This window comes from Dickeya poaceiphila (assembly GCF_007858975.2).
GTDB classification, from domain to species: domain Bacteria; phylum Pseudomonadota; class Gammaproteobacteria; order Enterobacterales; family Enterobacteriaceae; genus Dickeya; species Dickeya poaceiphila.
The window spans coordinates 752565-770596 of sequence record NZ_CP042220.2 but is presented as its reverse complement, the minus strand read 5'-3'; the positions used below and the strand labels follow the sequence as shown (position 1 = coordinate 770596).

The window sequence follows — 18032 nt, the reverse complement described above, 5'->3', positions numbered from 1 at the left end:
CTGCCGAGTAGGCAGCTTAGAAAGCCTCTCCACTCGTTGCACAGCCGATGCATCCGTTCACTGCCGAGTAGGCAGCTTAGAAAGACAGCAAAGATGATGACAGCCTGCTTTAACCGTTCACTGCCGAGTAGGCAGCTTAGAAACAGCCGGAAATAACTGGATAACGCCGAGCGAGGTTCACTGCCGAGTAGGCAGCTTAGAAATGTTCGCGGTAGTCAACCGGCGCAGCCAGATCGTTCACTGCCGAGTAGGCAGCTTAGAAAACAGTTCTGGCGATTAAGGGGATTAAATTAGATTTTCACTGCCGTACAAGCGGTGGTTGACGGGTTTACTGGCGTTAAAACTACGCTGAGGTGGGCGACTTCGCCGGATGAGCGGCATGGATGCCGCGAAAGCCTGTGCCGCTCCGGGAGAGCGTCACAGGCGGTCCGAATAGCGAAGGCGAACGCCGAAGGCACCGCGTTAGCGGCGTAGTTTAGCCACCCAGCCAGAGGTCAAGGAGAGGTGGCGATTGCACCTCTCCTTGTCGTGCGTGCGATGATGTGGCAAAGAAGCGACTCGGTTTATCCCGCACGAAACTCTTCACGCTTTCAGGCACGCCTTCGGTGTCGGCGTGATGCGGTTAATCACGCACGAAACCCTTCACCACACTACCCTATACACTACGCCCTTAATCCAACAGCGCTTTCCCCGCTTCAGGGATATTCTGTCAGAACGATGTCCAATCATCATGGCTGGAGGCAGTAGCGGCGGCACGTTTTTCGGCTACAGCCGGGCGAACCGGCAACGCCGCGGGGGATAACGCCGCCGCAGGCCGACGGGTGGGCGGCGTTGCTGCCTTGCCGCCTTGCGACGACAGGCGGAATGCGCTCACCGCTTCAGCCAGCAGCGATGCCTGAGACTGCAACGACAGCGCAGCGGAAGCCGACTCTTCCACCAGCGCCGCATTCTGCTGGGTGGTGGTGTCGATTTGCCCGACCGCAATGTTGAGCTGACTGATGCCATCACTCTGCTCATGACTGGCCTGCGAGATCTCGTTGATGATGCCATGCACATCGTTAACGTGGCTGGTCAGGTCATTCATGGTGGATTCAGCGTTATCCACCAGATCCATCCCTTCCTGAATCTTGTCTACCGAATCATCGATCAGTTCTTTTATCTCTTTCGCTGCCGTAGCACTGCGTTGCGCCAGCGAGCGAACCTCGCCCGCCACTACCGCGAAACCGCGCCCTTGCTCGCCGGCACGTGCGGCTTCCACCGCCGCATTGAGCGCCAGAATATTGGTCTGGAACGCAATACCGTCGATCACGCCGATAATTTCAGCCATACGCATCGACGCTTCACGAATGCCCCGCATCTTATGGGTGACGGACAGCATCACTTCACCGCTGCGATTCGCGGCTGACGATGCCTGATTCGCAATCGACGTCGCCTGCTGGGTGTTGTCGGCGGTGTTTTTGATGGTCGAGGCCAGCTCTTCCATGGAGGCCGCCGTCTGCTCCAGCGAGCTGGCCTGTTCTTCGGTGCGGGAAGAGAGATCCTGATTACCCGCAGCAATTTGCGAAGCAGCGCTAGAGATAGCCTCCGCACCATCGCGCACCTGGCTGACAATCTGCCGCAGACTGGCATTCATGTGATCCAACGCCTGCAACAGCAACCCGGTTTCATCTTTACGGTTGGAGGAAATGTGTGAGGAAAGGTCGCCTTGCGATACACGGTCTGCCATCGCCAGCGCCTGCTGAATCGGCTGGGTGACACTGCGGGTAATCGCCATCGCCACCCAGATACTGAGCAACACACCAGCACCCAGAATCGTTAGCAGAATCAGCCGGATGTTGAGGTAAGTGGACGACATGGTATCAATGGTGCCTAACATGGCTTTGTTATGGTAATCCACCAACCGGCGCACCGCATTACGGTACTCGCGCTGAGTCGGGTCAAGATGCTGATTAAATTCATCAAACGCCGCTTCCCGGTTGTGGTTTTTTACCAGCTCGCCGACTTTTAGCCCCGATGCCAGAAACTGAGCGCGAATACGCTGTATATCGCTGATCAACTCCTGACTCTTCGCATCCTGAGATTCATTAGCATGTTTTACCAATGCATCCATCAGCCGGGTAATGTCTTTTGAGAGCAGGGGAATCTGGTCGGATATCGCCTTGATACGGTCATCGCCCGACACCAACATTAACTGCTGAGAAATTCGGACGGCTTCATTCACATCTTCTATCAGCGCGTTGGCATTAACAGTTTGAGGATAAATATCCTGCACAATGTCACGCGCGTTATCATGAAAACTTGACAACTTTGCTATTGATAATATACCCACACAGACCAACATAATAGCCAGCACGGCAAAACCAGCCCCCAGCCGATACCCTATTCGCCAATCAGATAAACGCATATTCAGTTCCTCACTCCTTTATTAAGAACACAATGCAACAAAGATGATTCTCAAGGGCAACGCACAGAGCTATGGCTAAAACAGACATCTCATCCGTTACAGTCATTGATCGTGATAAGGGAAAAACAACAGCCAGACAAATAGTTCAACCAGCCATCATAATGAAATGTTTCTCGTTCCCATTCCTGGCGACAAAAATCATTTCTTTTCCACAGTGGGTAAAACAAAAACATTAAAAAAGAGGTGTAAAACGTAGTGCAGACTAAGACCAGACTCAACGTCATCTGTTCCAGCAACCATTTAATATCCCCTGGCTTGACCCAGAGCTGCTATCGGCTGTTGTCTATAAACCTTTATATCGGGATCGGCAAAAACACTCAAAAATTAACCAGATATGGGGAAATATTATCGTTTAATTGTTATTGATCAAAAATAACAACATAAATCACTTACATTTTGTATGGTTAATAACAAGAAATCTACAGGCGGGCATCCGTCGTGCATGAGAAACAGCCCCAGTGATGAGCCGCCTCGGTTAAGAAAGAAAGGGAATAACATGAGGTTTTATCAAGGAGTCAGTAAATCGCCTGACCCTGTATGGGCAACCCCGTGAAAGAGGCACACAGAGGCTGCACATCACGATAAAACCGCCCTTCCGGCTACCATAATGGGTAAACCGCGCAAAAAAATAGCAACAGCATATTGATTAACAATTGCTCGAATAGATGATAATTATTCTTATAGGTTACTTTCTAATTTATACTTATAACGCTTATTAGAACACAGTTTCTTTTTTTCTTTTCGTTCCAACTAATCGTTCCAACTAAAAAATTCCTTTACCGTCTGTTGACACTATTTTAAACCTTGACTAATACTTAAATACTAAGGTCAAACAGGTGTTTTTTCTTCACCTTAACCTTAAATGGGGAATAGATAAGTTGCATATCGTTAGCAACTAAAAATGATAATAATCCGGTAACTATAACTACATGCGAACAAAAAAACTGCCACAAATAAATCTATTGCATTTAATTTTATTTATTTCCCTTACCAGTATGTTTGTTACATTACTGAATAGCTATTTCACTTTTTATCACGTGCAAAAAAAACTGCTTATTGAACAGGCAACAAAAGTGAACTCAAGTTATTCATACAAATTATCTGCAACTGTAGATAATTTTTTCTCTACGTCAGAAGAACAACTGTCTTACAGCGCGAGACTTATCGCCAGCCATATGAAGTCAGGAAATCTTGGCGCCCTGCAAGCCGAGTTGCAACGCATTCATCGGTTAAGCCATGCCTTTAACTCGATGGTGGTGGTAGCGGGAAATAGCCAGATTATCGCCGCCTCGCCAACATCGCTTAATTTGACCGGCATCACCCTGACCTCCAGTCAGCATTTCAGCAGGCTGAAAGAAAGACGATTTTCTATCAGCCCACCCTATACCTCCCTGAACGGCAATTATATTATTTTTATTTCACAACCTATTGTGGATAATTTAGGCAATTATCTCGGTTATATCGGTGGTTCCCTTTATCTGAATAGCCAGCGGGTTCTGAATGAGTTTATGAATACGCAATTCAGCAATGACAGTTTTAATACTTATGTGATTGATAAAGAAGGCACCATCATTTATCACCACGACATTACCCAAATTGGCGCTAAATTTAACGATTCACATGCCCTGTCCACGATTAGCAGTCAGAATAAAGGCAGTTTTATGATGCCGGATGAACAGGGTATCCCTTCACCGGCTTCATTTATTCGCACACAAAAATCAGACTGGATTATCATCACTCAGCAGTCATTTCACTCCATTGAAGAAGCGCTGAATGACGTGATGCTCAATGTGCTCAGACAGGGTACGCCGCCAGGCATCCTCACGCTGCTGGCGATAAGCCTGCTGGCCTATTACATTGCCAAACCGCTACGCCGACTGGCGAAATCAGCCAGCAGCATGGAACAGCTCGGTGTGATAAACAAAATCCGCGCGGTCAAAGCCTGGTATCAGGAAGTCGAACAGTTAAAACGGGTATTGCTGATAGGTACGGTGCTGTTGCATAAACGTATTGGCCGCCTTAGCTCGGAAGCCCATACCGACCCGCTTTCCGGTATGCTGAACCGCCGCGGTATGCTGGAAAGCATGGAGGAGATCCGTGGCGAATATAAAAAAGTCTCCGTGATCGCCATTGATATCGATCACTTCAAAGCGATTAACGACTCTTTTGGTCATGACGTTGGTGATGAGGTCATTCGTAAACTGAGCCAACAGATCCGCAAAAACTACCGTAAAACCGATCTGATCTGCCGCATTGGCGGTGAAGAATTTCTGATTCTGCTGCCGGGTGCCGACATTACCGTCGCCACAGTAATCGCCGAACGACTGCGCAATAATGTCGCCAACACGGTCTATATACCAGGTTCGCATCACCATCAGGTCACTATTTCAATTGGCGTGACCACCTTTAACCCACAGGAAGCAGCGCTGGATATCGCCATTAAAACGGCGGATAAGGCGCTGTACAAAGCCAAAAACAGCGGACGTAATCAGGTGGTAGTGGAATATCTCTCTGAAGATATGTCACTGGCACAACATTAACAACCGGTCCGGTATGCTCAATCGCAGCATACCGCCGGTAGTCATACCTGAAAACAAGGTTACTCAACGCCGCCTCTCCTTGACCACTGGCTTGATAGCTAAACTGTGCCGCTGGCGCGGTGCCTTCGGCAAGCGTCTTCGCTGTTCGGGCCGCCCGTGACGTGCTCCCAGCACGGCACGGGCTTTCGCCGCGTCCATGCGGCTCACCCGGCGAATCCGCTAGCCTCAGCACAGTTTTGACGCTGGAAAAACCACTTCCGTCAAATAGGAAGGTTTATCAATAACCTAAACTGATTAACCCCGATCCAGAATCGGTTTCAGGAACCGGGCGGTGTGAGATTGCTCGCACTGCGCCATCGTTTCCGGCGTGCCGGACACCAGAATCTCGCCGCCGCCGCTGCCGCCTTCCGGTCCCAAATCGACAATCCAATCCGCGGTCTTGATTACATCCAGATTGTGCTCTATCACCACAATGGTGTTGCCCTGATCGCGCAACTGATGCAAGACTGCCAGCAACTGTTGAATATCGGCGAAATGCAGGCCAGTCGTCGGCTCGTCCAGAATATACAGCGTCTGCCCGGTGCCACGCTTCGACAGCTCACGCGCCAGCTTCACACGCTGCGCCTCACCGCCAGACAACGTGGTGGCGGACTGCCCCAGCCGAATGTAGGACAAACCGACATCGATCAGCGTTTGCAGCTTACGTGCCAGCGCCGGAATGGCATCAAAGAACTCGCGCGCCTCTTCAATGGTCATCTCCAGCACTTCATGGATGCTCTTGCCCTTGTATTTAATCTCCAGCGTTTCGCGGTTATAACGTTTGCCTTTGCACTGGTCACAGGGCACATAAATATCCGGCAGGAAGTGCATTTCCACCTTGATAACACCGTCACCCTGACAGGCTTCGCACCGCCCGCCGCGCACGTTAAAACTGAAGCGGCCAGGGTTATAGCCACGGCTGCGTGCTTCCGGCACGCCGGCAAACAATTCGCGGATCGGCGTAAACACACCGGTGTAGGTGGCCGGGTTCGAGCGAGGGGTACGACCGATCGGGCTTTGATCGATATCGATCACCTTGTCGAAATGCTCCAGCCCCTGGATCTCGCGGTACGGTGCGGGTTCGTTCAGTTCACCGCCGTTAAGCTGACGCTGGGCAATCGGGAACAGCGTATCGTTGATCAGCGTCGATTTGCCGGAACCGGACACGCCGGTAATGCAGGTGAACAGCCCGACTGGCAACGTCAGGGTCACGTCTTTCAGGTTGTTGCCGCGCGCGCCAATCAGTTTCAGTACGTTAGTCGGATCGGCCTGCACCCGCTGCGCCGGGATCTCGATTTTGCGCGCGCCGCTCAGGAACTGCCCGGTCAGCGATTCCGGCACCGCCATAATCTGCGTGGCCGTACCTTCGGCAATCACCTGCCCGCCGTGAACACCTGCGCCGGGACCGATATCGATAATATGGTCAGCGGCACGGATAGCGTCTTCATCATGCTCTACCACAATCACCGTGTTGCCGAGGTTGCGCAGGTGAATCAACGTCTCCAGCAGGCGTTCATTGTCGCGCTGATGCAGACCAATTGACGGCTCGTCCAGCACGTACATCACGCCGACCAGACCGGCGCCAATCTGGCTGGCCAGACGGATGCGCTGCGCCTCACCACCGGACAAGGTTTCCGCCGAGCGCGACAGCGACAGGTAATTCAGACCCACGTTAACCAGAAAACGCAGCCGATCACCGATTTCTTTCAGCACTTTTTCGGCGATTTTCGCCCGCTGACCACTCAGCTTGATGTTATGAAAAAACGCCATCGCGTGGCCGATGCTCATATCGGCAATCTGCGGCAGCGTTGTCTGCTCCACATAGACGTGGCGCGCTTCTTCACGCAGGCGGGTGCCGTGACAGCTTGCGCATGGCCGGTTACTGATGAACTTCGCCAGTTCCTCGCGCACCGCGGTCGATTCCGTCTCTTTGTAGCGGCGCTCCATATTGTTGAGCACCCCTTCGAACGGATGGCGACGTACCGAGGTGTCGCCGCGATCATTGATATACTTGAACTCGATATTTTCCTTGCCGGAACCGTACAAAATCACCTTGTGAATCGCCGGGCTGAGGCTATCAAACGGTGCTTCCACATCGAACTCATAGTGCTCCGCCAGTGAACGCAGCATCTGGAAGTAGTAGAAATTACGGCGATCCCAACCACGAATGGCGCCGCCAGCCAGCGACAGCTCGCCGTTTTGCACCACACGCGCCGGGTCGAAAAACTGCTGTACGCCCAGCCCGTCGCAGGTCGGGCAGGCCCCCGCCGGGTTGTTGAATGAAAACAGCCGGGGTTCCAGCTCATGCATACTGTAGCCGCACACCGGACAGGCGAAATTGGCGGAAAACAGCAGTTCCGGCGCGTTCGGCTCATCCATATCCGCCACCACGGCGGTGCCGCCGGACAACTCCAGCGCGGTTTCGAACGATTCGGCCAGACGCTGCGCCAAATCGTCACGCACTTTAAAGCGGTCTACCACCACTTCGATGGTGTGTTTTTTCTGCAACTCCAGTTTCGGCGGGTCCGACAGGTCGCACACTTCGCCGTCGATACGCGCACGGATATAGCCCTGCGTCGCCAGGTTTTCCAGCGTCTTGGTGTGTTCGCCCTTGCGGTCTTTAACCATTGGCGCCAGCAGCATCAGCCGCTTGCCTTCCGGCTGCGATAAGACATTATCCACCATCTGGCTGACGGTCTGGGCATCCAGCGGAATATCGTGTTCCGGGCAGCGCGGCTCACCGACACGGGCAAACAGCAGACGGAGGTAATCGTGGATTTCAGTGATGGTGCCGACGGTAGAACGGGGGTTGTGCGAGGTGGATTTTTGCTCAATGGAAATGGCGGGCGACAACCCTTCAATGTGGTCCACATCCGGTTTTTCCATCAGCGACAGAAACTGGCGCGCGTAGGCCGACAACGACTCCACATAACGACGTTGCCCTTCAGCATACAGCGTATCGAACGCCAGCGAGGATTTGCCGGAACCGGATAACCCCGTCACGACGATCAACTTATCGCGTGGAATAATCAGGTTAATATTCTTCAGGTTATGGGTTCGGGCACCACGAATTTCGATCTTATCCATGCATACTTTTCCCGCAATAGACGCTGTTTTTTATCCTTTACGAAAGAAAGGAAAGCGATAGAAAAGGCCGATTATGGCATAAACAAAACTGAATGGATATCCAGTATTTGACTGCAATAACAGCAATATGGCAAATAAAGACGCAAGCTGGCTCGCGGCTCTCGCACCGGTATAATCTATAACGCTGACGTGCTAGAATTATTCGTTTAAACTTTTAAAACGTGATTGTTCAGGAGACACCAACATGGCCAGCAGAGGCGTTAACAAAGTGATTCTTATCGGGAATCTGGGGCAGGACCCGGAAGTCCGTTACATGCCGAATGGCGGCGCAGTCGCTAACCTGACTCTGGCCACGTCGGACAGCTGGCGCGACAAGCAGACCGGCGAGCAGAAAGAGCGCACCGAGTGGCACCGCGTTGCGCTGTACGGCAAGCTGGCGGAAATCGCCGGCGAATACCTGCGCAAAGGCTCTCAGGTGTATATCGAAGGCCAGTTGCGCACCCGCAAATGGCAGGACCAGAGCGGTCAGGATCGCTACACCACCGAAGTGGTGGTCGATATCTCCGGTAGTATGCAGATGCTGGGTGGCCGCGCAGGCGGCGGTGCACCAGCCGGTGGCGGCATGGGCGGTAATATGGGTGGTGGTAACGCGCCACAAGGTGGTTGGGGTCAACCGCAACAGCCGCAGCAAGCCAACCAGTTCAGCGGCGGCGGTCAGTCCCAGTCCCGCCCGCAGCAAAGCGCGCCGATGCCAGGCAACGAACCGCCGATGGATTTTGACGACGATATTCCGTTTTAAAAAACACCCTGGCATTTTTTAAAACGGTTCTGATTGTTAGTGGGCTGTCGCAGAGAAAGCGACAGCCCATTTATATTACGATGCTCGTGGTGAATAGCGGATATTCACTAATGGAGGATGGAAACGGGCATACCATTGCTGTGCCTACAGGTTCTCGCAGGCAATGATTTTATACCCTAAATAATTCGAGTTTCAGGAAGGCGGCAAGGGAAGGAATCCCGATGAGCTTACTCAGGTAAGTGATTCGGGTGACTGAGCGCAGCCAACACACCTGTAACTTGAAGTATGACGGGTATAAAACCGGACGTAGGTAGCTCTGATTATATTCCCCTTCAACAACCGCTACTCCGTTCCTTGCCACCATTTTGAATTCGGAACATCCCAAGGCAGCGCAGGCTGTGTGCGTATTTTTTTGTATTCGCCATTGCAGAAATGATACGAAATCAACTCTAAGAAATGACGATCTTTTCCATCCGGCTTGAATGTTATAACAAACAGCAAAAGGGGGTTATTTTCAGACCGCCAAATATTATTAACCTTCCTGACTTCATCATCTACACGACCAGATTTACAGTAGGAAATGAACGCAGAGAAATGTTTTTTATCGCTATCGGATTCAATTTTTTTAAGTTTTTCAATTTTATCATTCCCTTTTTTCCCTAATTCAACCCACGTCCATTCGACGTTGGCCATTATCGTACCGTTAGCGTCACGAATTACTGAACCTGTTCTATTACCAGACTCAAAAAATAAATAACACCCTAGTAAATCAGCATATTTCTTAACAGCACACCCAATATGATTCGTCCAATTCACGCTATAGATATACTTTCTGTTTGGAGCAGGAAAATCCTGATACCAGAAAGCGTTAAATATAACAACAAAATCTTCCATTATTGTTTCCATCAGACACATCCTCATAAACTGATATAGTTAGCACCATCAGCAATGCTATTTTTTATTTAGCGCTTAAACATGTAGTGCCCCCCGCACCGACTCCCTGATCACCACATGCCCGGCCAGCTCGATGCGCTGGGCGACGCCAAGCGCCTGTGCAGGCAGCAGTTGTTGGGTCAGCAGGTGCAGCGCGGCGCGCGCCATCTCTTCGAACGGCAGATGCACGGTGGTAAGCGACAGCGGCAACATGTCGAGCGGCAGAATGTCGTCCATGCCCATCACCGAAAAATCATCCGGCACCCGCAAGCCGTGCTGACTGAGCGCGTCGATTACACCAATGGCCTGATTATCGGCAGCGCAGAAAATGGCGGTGACGCCGAGCCGGTCCGGGTGGCGCACCAGCCAGTCGAGCAGCGCGTCGCGGGCGGTCAGCGGCTGAAAATCCGGCAGCGACAGAATCAGCCGCTCATCGGGTGCGATCCCGGCTTCAGCCAGCGCATCCCGATAGCCGCGCTCGCGTTCACGGATAGTCTGACGCGAAGGCCAGGTCAGATGCAGGATGCGGCGATGCCCCTGCGCTATCAGATAACGTACTGCGGCGGCGGCTGCATAGTGGTTGGCAGGCATCACGGCGTTAAGCCGCATGGTCGGGTCTTCGCCGTTAATCAGCACCGCCGGCACGCCGCTTTCCGCCACTGCATTCAGTAAGGCGGGATGATCGTCATTGACTATCAGGATACCGTTGGCCTTATCGCCCCGCAGCGCCTGTAACAGTTGCTGTTCGTTGATGCTGTCCGGCTCGCCGACAAACGGGCTGAGCTGGATGTTGCGCTGCTGGCACAGGGTTTTTAGCCGGTTGATCAACGTCAGCGACACCAGATTAAGGTCGCTTTCCAGCATCAGATTACGCGGCGTCGCCAGCATGATGTGGCGCAGCGGCTCCGGGTTCTCGACCATTTTACTCGCCTTGTGCAGCGGATACCCCTGCTCGGTGGCAATCGCCATAATCTGCTGGCGCACTTTGGCGCTGATGGGCGCGGTGCCGTTCAGCACCCGCGATACCGTACTGATCGACACGCCCGCACGCTCAGCAATATCTTTGAGCGTCTTCATTTATTTCATTCCTGTGTTGGCAATACCGGTGGTGATGTATTTTTGCAGGAACACGAATACCGCCGTCACCGGCAGCAGCGACAGCATGGTCATCGCCAGAATATAGTGCCACTGTACCGAGAACTGCCCCTGAAACGCATTCAGGCCGATTTGCAGCGTAAAGTTATCCTGACTGGACAGCACAATCAGCGGCCACAGGAAGTCGTTCCAGCGCCAGATAACCGAGAAGATCGCCAGCACTGCCAGCGCCGGCGCAGTGAGCGGCAGGATGATTTTCCAGTAGATGCGAAATTCGCTGGCGGCGTCGATGCGTGCCGCTTCGATCAACTCATCCGGAATGGTCAGCATGTACTGGCGCAGCAAAAACACCCCGGTGGGCGTGGCGATAGTCGGGATGATCACCCCCCACAGGTTATCGCCCATGCGCAGGCCAATCACCACCAGAAAGGTCGGCACCATTACCACCGACAGCGGGATCATCATGGTGGACAAGAATAACGTCAGCACCGTGCCGCGCCCGCGAAATTCGTATTTCGCCAGGGCGAACGCCGCCATCGAACTAAGCAATAGCGTCAGTAGCGTCGCCATCACCGTTACGAATACGGTGTTTTTCAGGTAGGTGGCGAAGTGAAATTTCGACATCGGCGTGGCGTAGTTGTCGGTTTCCAGATGCAGGGTTTTCTGCGGCGTCAGGTTCTGCACCGGCACCCGTACCACCGCCTGCGGCGCTTTCGGGTCCACCATCTGCGCCAGCAGGCCGATGCGGCGCACCATCGCCAGTGTTTTGCTGCTGCCGTCGTCCTGCTTCGCCTGCCACAGCTCCAGCGGTTTCGGGTAGTCGGGCAGCGTGACGGTGCTGGCGGCCTCCGGCAAAAAACTGGGCGGAAAACGGTTGATCTCCGACGGCGTTTTCAGCGACGACATCGCCGCCCACATCACCGGGATCAATACCAGCAGCGTACCCACCACCAGCCACACCCAGCTCAGAATGTCGGTGACGTGAATCCGCCCCGGATAACGGGTACGGGTAAGAAACGCGATTATCTTCATCATGCCGACTCCCGGTTATTTTTTGCCTTCCAGACGGCGGGTGAGCAGAAACTGCAACGCCGTCAGGATCATCAGCACCAGCCCCATCAGCACCGACGCCGCCGACGCCAGCCCGTACAGCGAGGCATTGGACGAAAACGCCGTCTGATAAATGTACTGCACAATAAAGTTGTTGGCGGTACCCGGCCCACCGCCGTTGGTCAGCACCCAGGCTTCATCGAAGATCTGCACGCTGTTGATGGTCAACAGGATCACCACCACCAGAATGTTGGGCGCCAGCAGCGGCAGCGTCAGGCGATAGAAACCGCGCCAGCGCGAGGTGCCGTCCACCGCGGCGGCTTCATAGATATCACGCGGAATCGCCTGCAACCCGGCCAGCAGAATCAGGGTATAAAAACCGACGTGAAACCACACCGAGACGAACACCACCCAAAAACGCGCCAGCGACGGCTCCAGCAAAAACGTCACTGGCTGGCCGCCCAGCGACGACAGCACCAGATTCAGCAGCCCATTACGATTAAGGAACCACTGCCACACCAGCCCCACCACCACCGGCGACAACAACACCGGGTAAAAGAAGATGGCGCGGAAAAAACCGCGGGCGATGATCTTGCGATTAAGGATCAGCGCGGTGACCAGCGCCACGCCGAGCGTGCAGGTCACATTAAAAAAGGTGAATGAGACGGTGTTGTAAATTCCCGTCCAGAACAGGTCCTGCTCGCAGCTGGCGGGCACAGTGTACTGCTCGCAACGCAGCAGGGTAGCGAAGTTCTGCAACCCGACGTAGGGCCGGTCCCACAACAGAATGTTGGTGCCGCCGGTAAAGGCGTAGCACACCGCCAGCAGGATCGGAATAAATACGAACACGGCGAACAACAGCATGTTCGGTGCAATGAAAAACCACGGCATCACCCGGCGACCGCCGAATTTTTGCAGCAGATTGACCGATTTTTCCACCGGCGTCACCAGCGTATCCACCAGCGACGCACCGGGCTGAATCAGCGATTTTCGGTTCATGGTCGTCCCCCAATCATGATTGTTTTCACTCATGGCTGTCTCCTGCTCATGGCTGTTTCCCGCTTATAACTGTTTTGCATTCACTACGGTCTTACGCCTTCAGGCATCCGGTTCCGCCAGACGCGGCAGCACCTGACCGGTGTCGGCGTCAAACAGGTGGCAATAGGCGTGCGGGAAACGCACAAACACCAGCTCGCCGGTGCGGAATTCATGGTGCCCCGGCAGGTGCACAATCAGTTCGTCTTCAATACCGGCGCAGCGACCATAGATAAAGGTTTCGTGCCCCATCATTTCGCAACGGTCGATGCACAGCGACACGCCGTCGCTATGCTCCTGCACCAGTTGGCAGTGTGATGGCCGGATACCCAGTTCCACCGTTTTCCCCTCTTCACCGCGAAACGGCAGGCGTAACAGGTTACCGGAGGGGCAGCGCACCTCCACCCCGTCATCCGACGCACTGCTGATGGTGACTCGGAATATATTCATGCGCGGCGAGCCGATAAACCCGGCCACAAACTTGTTTTTGGGCCGGTTGAACAGCTCCAGCGGTGTCCCCACCTGTTCGATACGCCCGCCGTTGAGCACCACAATGCGCTGCGCCATGGTCATGGCTTCGACCTGATCGTGGGTGACGTAAATCATGGTCGTGCGCAGCTTCTGGTGCAGCCGGGTCAGTTCGCCGCGGGTTTGCACCCGTAGTTTGGCGTCGAGGTTGGATAAAGGCTCGTCAAACAGGAACAGGTCCGGGTCGCGCACAATGGCACGACCGATGGCGACACGCTGCTGCTGCCCACCGGACAGCGCACGCGGCTTGCGCTCCAGATACGGCTCCAGCCCCAGCATTCGGGCCGCTTCCGTAATGCGGCACTCTATTTCGTGCTTTGGGAAATGCAGGTTTTCCAGCCCGAATGCCAGATTTTTGCGTACCGACAGATGCGGATACAGCGCGTAAGACTGGAATACCATGGCGATTTTGCGTTCCGCCGGGCTGAGATCGTTCACCTTGCGATCACCGATCCACAGCTCACCGTCGGTGATGGGTTCCAGACCGGCGATCATCCGCAACAACGTGGATTTGCCGCAGCCGGAAGGCCCAACGAATACCATAAACTCCCCGTCGCGGATGGTCAGATCCACGCCTTTGATAATCTGTACCGACCCATAGCTTTTATGGACGTTTTTTAGTTCCAGACTCGCCATCACCGTTTCCTCAAACCTGTTTCTGTTTTCAAATCCATTTCTGTTTTTCAAACAGAATGTCGCTGCGCCAGCAGCATCAGCATGACCAGCGCCTGCCCGTACGGCACGGCGACATTGGGGATATCGTGATAAAATTGCAGGTCATGACCCATTGCGGTGCCGTCCGACACGCCTTGCACCACACCCTGTTCATCGATTTGCGCCACCACCGCCGCCAGCCCTTTGTCCAGCACCTGTTGTGGAAAATCCGCCAACATGCCGAGCTGACGAGCAGTAAGAATCCCGGCGATGAAGCCGGCGCTGGCGGAGGTTTCCAGCGGTGAATCCGGGTCGTTAAGCAAGGTGTGCCACAACCCGGACTCATGCTGACAGCGTGCCAGCGCACGGGTCTGCTGGGTGAGAATCGCCTCCAGCGTACGGCGCACCGGCGCTGAGAGCGGCGAGTCCGTCAGACAGCATATTTCCGGCAGCACCAGTGTGACCCAGGCATTGCCGCGCCCCCAGAACGCCCCGGCGTAATGGTGGCGGCCCAGGAAAGTCCAGCCGTGATACCACAACCCGGTGGCGGCATCCGCCAGATAGCGGGCGTGGGTCAGCACCTGGTATTCCGCTTCCTCCAGCAAATCCCGGCGTTTGAGTACCCCGGCGCTGACCACCAGAAACAGCCCGGCCATGAACAACGTGTCGTCCCACAGTTGCCCGGTGTTGGGGCGCTCTTTCACCGTGTGCTGGAAGCCGCCGTCTTCAGTTTTCGGCAGTGAATGCAGCAGCCAGTCTGCCCACTCTGCCACCGCCGCCAGCCAGTGCGGACGCGGGTTATCACGACACAACAGCGCCAGCACCAGCATCGGTGCGGTGGAGTTGATTTGCCGCGGCGGTAGCCCGGCCTGTAATTTTTGTTCGTACCACTGCTCCAGCGCCGCCAGCATGGCGTGGTCCTGCCGTTGCCGCGCCAGCTTCCAGAAGCCGTACAACCCGACGCCTACCTCCCAGTCCCACTCTTCGAACTGGATGGTCAGCGTCTCGCGGGTAGGTGCGCCGTCGGTCACGCTGTTGATGGCCTTCAGGCGACAAAACGCCAGCGCCACCTTATCCAGCAGCGCATCAATCTGCTGGCTGCCAGCAGCTCCGTTTATTGATGGTGTTGTCATGTTACCGATCCTCCTCGGTACGCTCAGGCATTACCGACACCGTGTCGGGAAAGACGAAAGGATGATGATTGACCGCGAACCCGCTCGCCGGATGCCAGCTCATCAGGCCGTAATCCGGGTCGTCAAACTGTGCTGCGCCGTCGTCAGACCGTTGTGCCTGACGATGGCGGAAACGTGCGATAAACGCCGGGAAATCTGTGGCGCCCTGTCCGCTATCCACCGCGATGTACCAGACGTTGCACTCGCCCGGCGCACGCACTTCGCTATCCGGCTGCCCGCCGTCCGGCGTATGGGTTTGCAGTCCAGCCGGGTTGTGCAGCGCGGCGTAGCCGTTGCCGCCGCGCACAAAGCACCAGTTCGGTTCCAGCACGACCTCGTCCAACGCGGCACGCGGCAAGTAGAGGTGGGTCCAGCGGCGCAGATCCTGCTGCAAGTCGAAGATCATCCAGGCACGATTGCGATGCTGCATCACATGCGGCAGGCGGCCATTCCCCGCCCAGTAAGACGGGCGGTGCACGCCATCCGGGCGATCCTCGCCGGGATGGTTAACCCACAATCGCGCGGCGTAATGACGACCCAGACGAATATCCAGCACATGCTGTTGATGCCCCGGCTGACCGGGGTGATGGTCAAATACGGAAGAAAACGCCACGTCCTGCTGTTTCCAGGCAATGACGCGGGCGCTGCGATTCAGCCCCTGAACCCAGCGCGCCTGCCCGCCTTGCGGTGACGGCCAGTGGGCAATGGCGCAGGATTCGTCAGGCGGCTGATACTGGCTCAGGCACAGCAACGGCAACGCGGCACAATGCGGAATCAGCCAGCCTTCGCCCCACATCAGCGCGCACAACCCGGACAATTCAGTCAACATGCCGGAGCGCAGTTCTTTATCGTAAGCACGCCCCATGGTGCCGACTGCCACACCATTTTGGTGCACCCAGGCGGTCATCAGGAAAATACGGTCGATCACCGTGCGGGCGCGTTCACGCAGGCTTTCATCGCTGGCCAGTTCGGCTAACGCCACCAGCCCAATCAGATCGATGGGGTAATACGCCGCGGAGTTCCACTCCACCAGCCCGTGTTCCAGAATGGCATCGAACCATCTGTCCAGCCGCTGACGGGCGATAGCCTGCTGCTCGCGGCCCTGACGGCCACTACATACGAAGACTTCATCGGGAAAGTTTTGTCCGGCCAGATACTGCGCCACATGAAAACACAGGCAGTGGTTTTCGCTCCAAAACCACATGGTGTCGTTGCCCGGCTCATCGATCCAGTAACGGAAACCCAGGATCGCGCTGCGCACGCGCCGCCAGTCATGAGCCGCCAGCCGCTGACCCTGATAGCGTTGCCACAGCCAGATCAGCGGCACCAGTTGAAAGTCGGCGCAATCTTCCCGGCGGCTGATTTTGTGCAGCGCCTGATTGAGGACAGGCAGGATGTTCGCCGTCCCTTCACCGGTAGCGAAAATTGCCAGTACCCGGCCAATGCGCTCAAAACCATGCAAAGCGGTGTGGCGCAGCAGGTAGTCGCGTCTGGCCGCCAGCGTCGGTAGCGCAGGCATGGTTTGTTTCGGCAGGCGGCCAAAGCTGATGCTGCGCATCAGGGTGATACCGCCGCACACCGCACGGCAGACCAGATCGTAATACCCCGCCAGTCCGTCCGGCAGCGTGACCTGCCAGCCGGTATTGTCTATCGCCAGTGACAGCTGTTGCTGCCAGGGCGGTACCGACTCGTTGACGTTGCACACCAGATGGTGCCGGATATCAACCGGCACCGGTAACGGCGTAGCGGCGCGCAGGGTCAGGGTATCGGTATCCGTCAGGTTATCGACCAGCGACAGACTGTTGAGCCAGCGATCCAGCGCCCACATGCGTTCGTTGCAGGCCGCATCCGGCGCAACCTGCCAGCGCAGCGGCGTGTCATCAAGATAACGCAGGCTGAACAGGTAATCGGTATCGCGCTCGCACAACTCTTCGGCGTGCACCACTAAGGTATTCAGCCCCAGTTGCAGCGGCAGCGTCAGTTCGCATTGCTGCTCGGTATTGCGGCTAAACGGGGTAAAACGGCAGATCTGGCTGCCGTTGAGCCAGATGGTGACACCACCGCAGGTGGACAGCAGAAAGCGCGCGGTTTTCAGACCGTCGCTGTGCAAATAGCAGCGGGCGAAACGTTGCACATGCGTCGGGCACGGCCAGAAGTCGCTGAAATTGACCGACTGGCTGTCATCGCCGCCGCTCCACAGGGTATGAAAGCGGAGTTGCTCCGGCAGGCTGATAGTGCGCGGCGCCGTTTCCCGCAGAAAACGTACCCGACAAGGCAATACACCGACATCCACAAAGCCATTAATAAAACGATAATTGACCGTATCCGGCAAGGTATCCGCTTCTGCGGGATAATATTTTTCCTGCAGCTCGGTAATCATAAACCGGTTAATCACGTTATTTTTCTTTAATACCCAACCGATATTCATGGCGAATCCTTGTTACGGTTCGAACGAATAAATGGAATAGCGAAAACCTATTACCTAAAAAACTTATTACCCAATAAAAAAATCCAATAAATAATAAACGTCTGACAGTATTTATTTGCACTATTATCGTGCGCGCCATGCCTTTATTTGGCGCAATGCAATTTTCCAATACCAGACTCAGTATGAGCACACTGATAATGCAAATTTT

11 protein-coding genes and 1 CRISPR repeat array (1 of these 12 only partly in view) are annotated in these 18032 nt (G+C 54.8%); of the genes, 2 read left to right on the top strand and 9 right to left on the bottom strand.

Features of this window, described 5'->3' with window-relative positions; translation table 11 throughout:
• Positions 1 to 263: direct repeats of the CRISPR family, unit length 28 nt; unit sequence GTTCACTGCCGAGTAGGCAGCTTAGAAA (it extends 365 nt beyond the left edge of the window).
• A gap of 446 nt (positions 264 to 709) precedes the next feature.
• Entirely contained in the window at positions 710 to 2404 is a 1695-nt protein-coding gene (locus tag Dpoa569_RS03400) for a methyl-accepting chemotaxis protein (protein WP_042872684.1), read from the bottom strand.
• A 989-nt stretch (positions 2405 to 3393) separates the two neighbouring features.
• Here Dpoa569_RS03400 and Dpoa569_RS03395 point away from each other — a divergent pair.
• Positions 3394 to 5004 (top strand): sensor domain-containing diguanylate cyclase, encoded by a 1611-nt coding sequence (locus Dpoa569_RS03395; protein WP_042872686.1) that lies wholly within the window; start codon positions 3394 to 3396, stop codon positions 5002 to 5004.
• A gap of 294 nt (positions 5005 to 5298) precedes the next feature.
• Here the strand turns inward: Dpoa569_RS03395 and uvrA are convergent, their stop codons facing one another.
• Complete coding sequence (gene uvrA / locus Dpoa569_RS03390) at positions 5299 to 8130, bottom strand: excinuclease ABC subunit UvrA (protein ID WP_042872687.1); 2832 nt, start codon at positions 8128 to 8130, stop codon at positions 5299 to 5301.
• Positions 8131 to 8374: 244 nt separating this feature from the next.
• Between uvrA and Dpoa569_RS03385 the strand changes: the two genes are divergently transcribed.
• Positions 8375 to 8929, top strand: coding sequence for a single-stranded DNA-binding protein (locus tag Dpoa569_RS03385; protein WP_042872689.1), 555 nt, complete (start codon positions 8375 to 8377; stop codon positions 8927 to 8929).
• 342 nt (positions 8930 to 9271) lie between these two features.
• Here Dpoa569_RS03385 and Dpoa569_RS03380 read toward each other — a convergent pair whose 3' ends face one another.
• From Dpoa569_RS03380 to Dpoa569_RS03350, 7 genes are all read right to left on the bottom strand, one after another.
• Entirely contained in the window at positions 9272 to 9835 is a 564-nt protein-coding gene (locus Dpoa569_RS03380; protein WP_042872691.1) for a hypothetical protein, read from the bottom strand.
• Between the two features lie 63 nt (positions 9836 to 9898).
• A complete protein-coding gene (locus Dpoa569_RS03375; RefSeq protein WP_042872693.1) occupies positions 9899 to 10939 on the bottom strand; it encodes a LacI family DNA-binding transcriptional regulator in 1041 nt (346 codons plus the stop codon).
• Entirely contained in the window at positions 10940 to 11992 is a 1053-nt protein-coding gene (locus Dpoa569_RS03370; RefSeq protein ID WP_042872694.1) for a carbohydrate ABC transporter permease, read from the bottom strand.
• A gap of 12 nt (positions 11993 to 12004) precedes the next feature.
• Positions 12005 to 13006 (bottom strand): carbohydrate ABC transporter permease, encoded by a 1002-nt coding sequence (locus tag Dpoa569_RS03365; protein WP_042874073.1) that lies wholly within the window; start codon positions 13004 to 13006, stop codon positions 12005 to 12007.
• 99 nt (positions 13007 to 13105) lie between these two features.
• The gene (locus Dpoa569_RS03360) at positions 13106 to 14206 is read right to left on the bottom strand and encodes an ABC transporter ATP-binding protein (protein ID WP_146411058.1); all 1101 of its coding nucleotides are present in this window, start codon (positions 14204 to 14206) and stop codon (positions 13106 to 13108) included.
• A gap of 47 nt (positions 14207 to 14253) precedes the next feature.
• Positions 14254 to 15357 (bottom strand): beta-galactosidase BglB, encoded by a 1104-nt coding sequence (gene bglB, locus Dpoa569_RS03355; RefSeq protein ID WP_042872696.1) that lies wholly within the window; start codon positions 15355 to 15357, stop codon positions 14254 to 14256.
• A 1-nt stretch (position 15358) separates the two neighbouring features.
• Entirely contained in the window at positions 15359 to 17824 is a 2466-nt protein-coding gene (locus tag Dpoa569_RS03350) for a hypothetical protein (RefSeq protein ID WP_042872698.1), read from the bottom strand.
• Between the last annotated feature and the right edge of the window lie 208 nt (positions 17825 to 18032).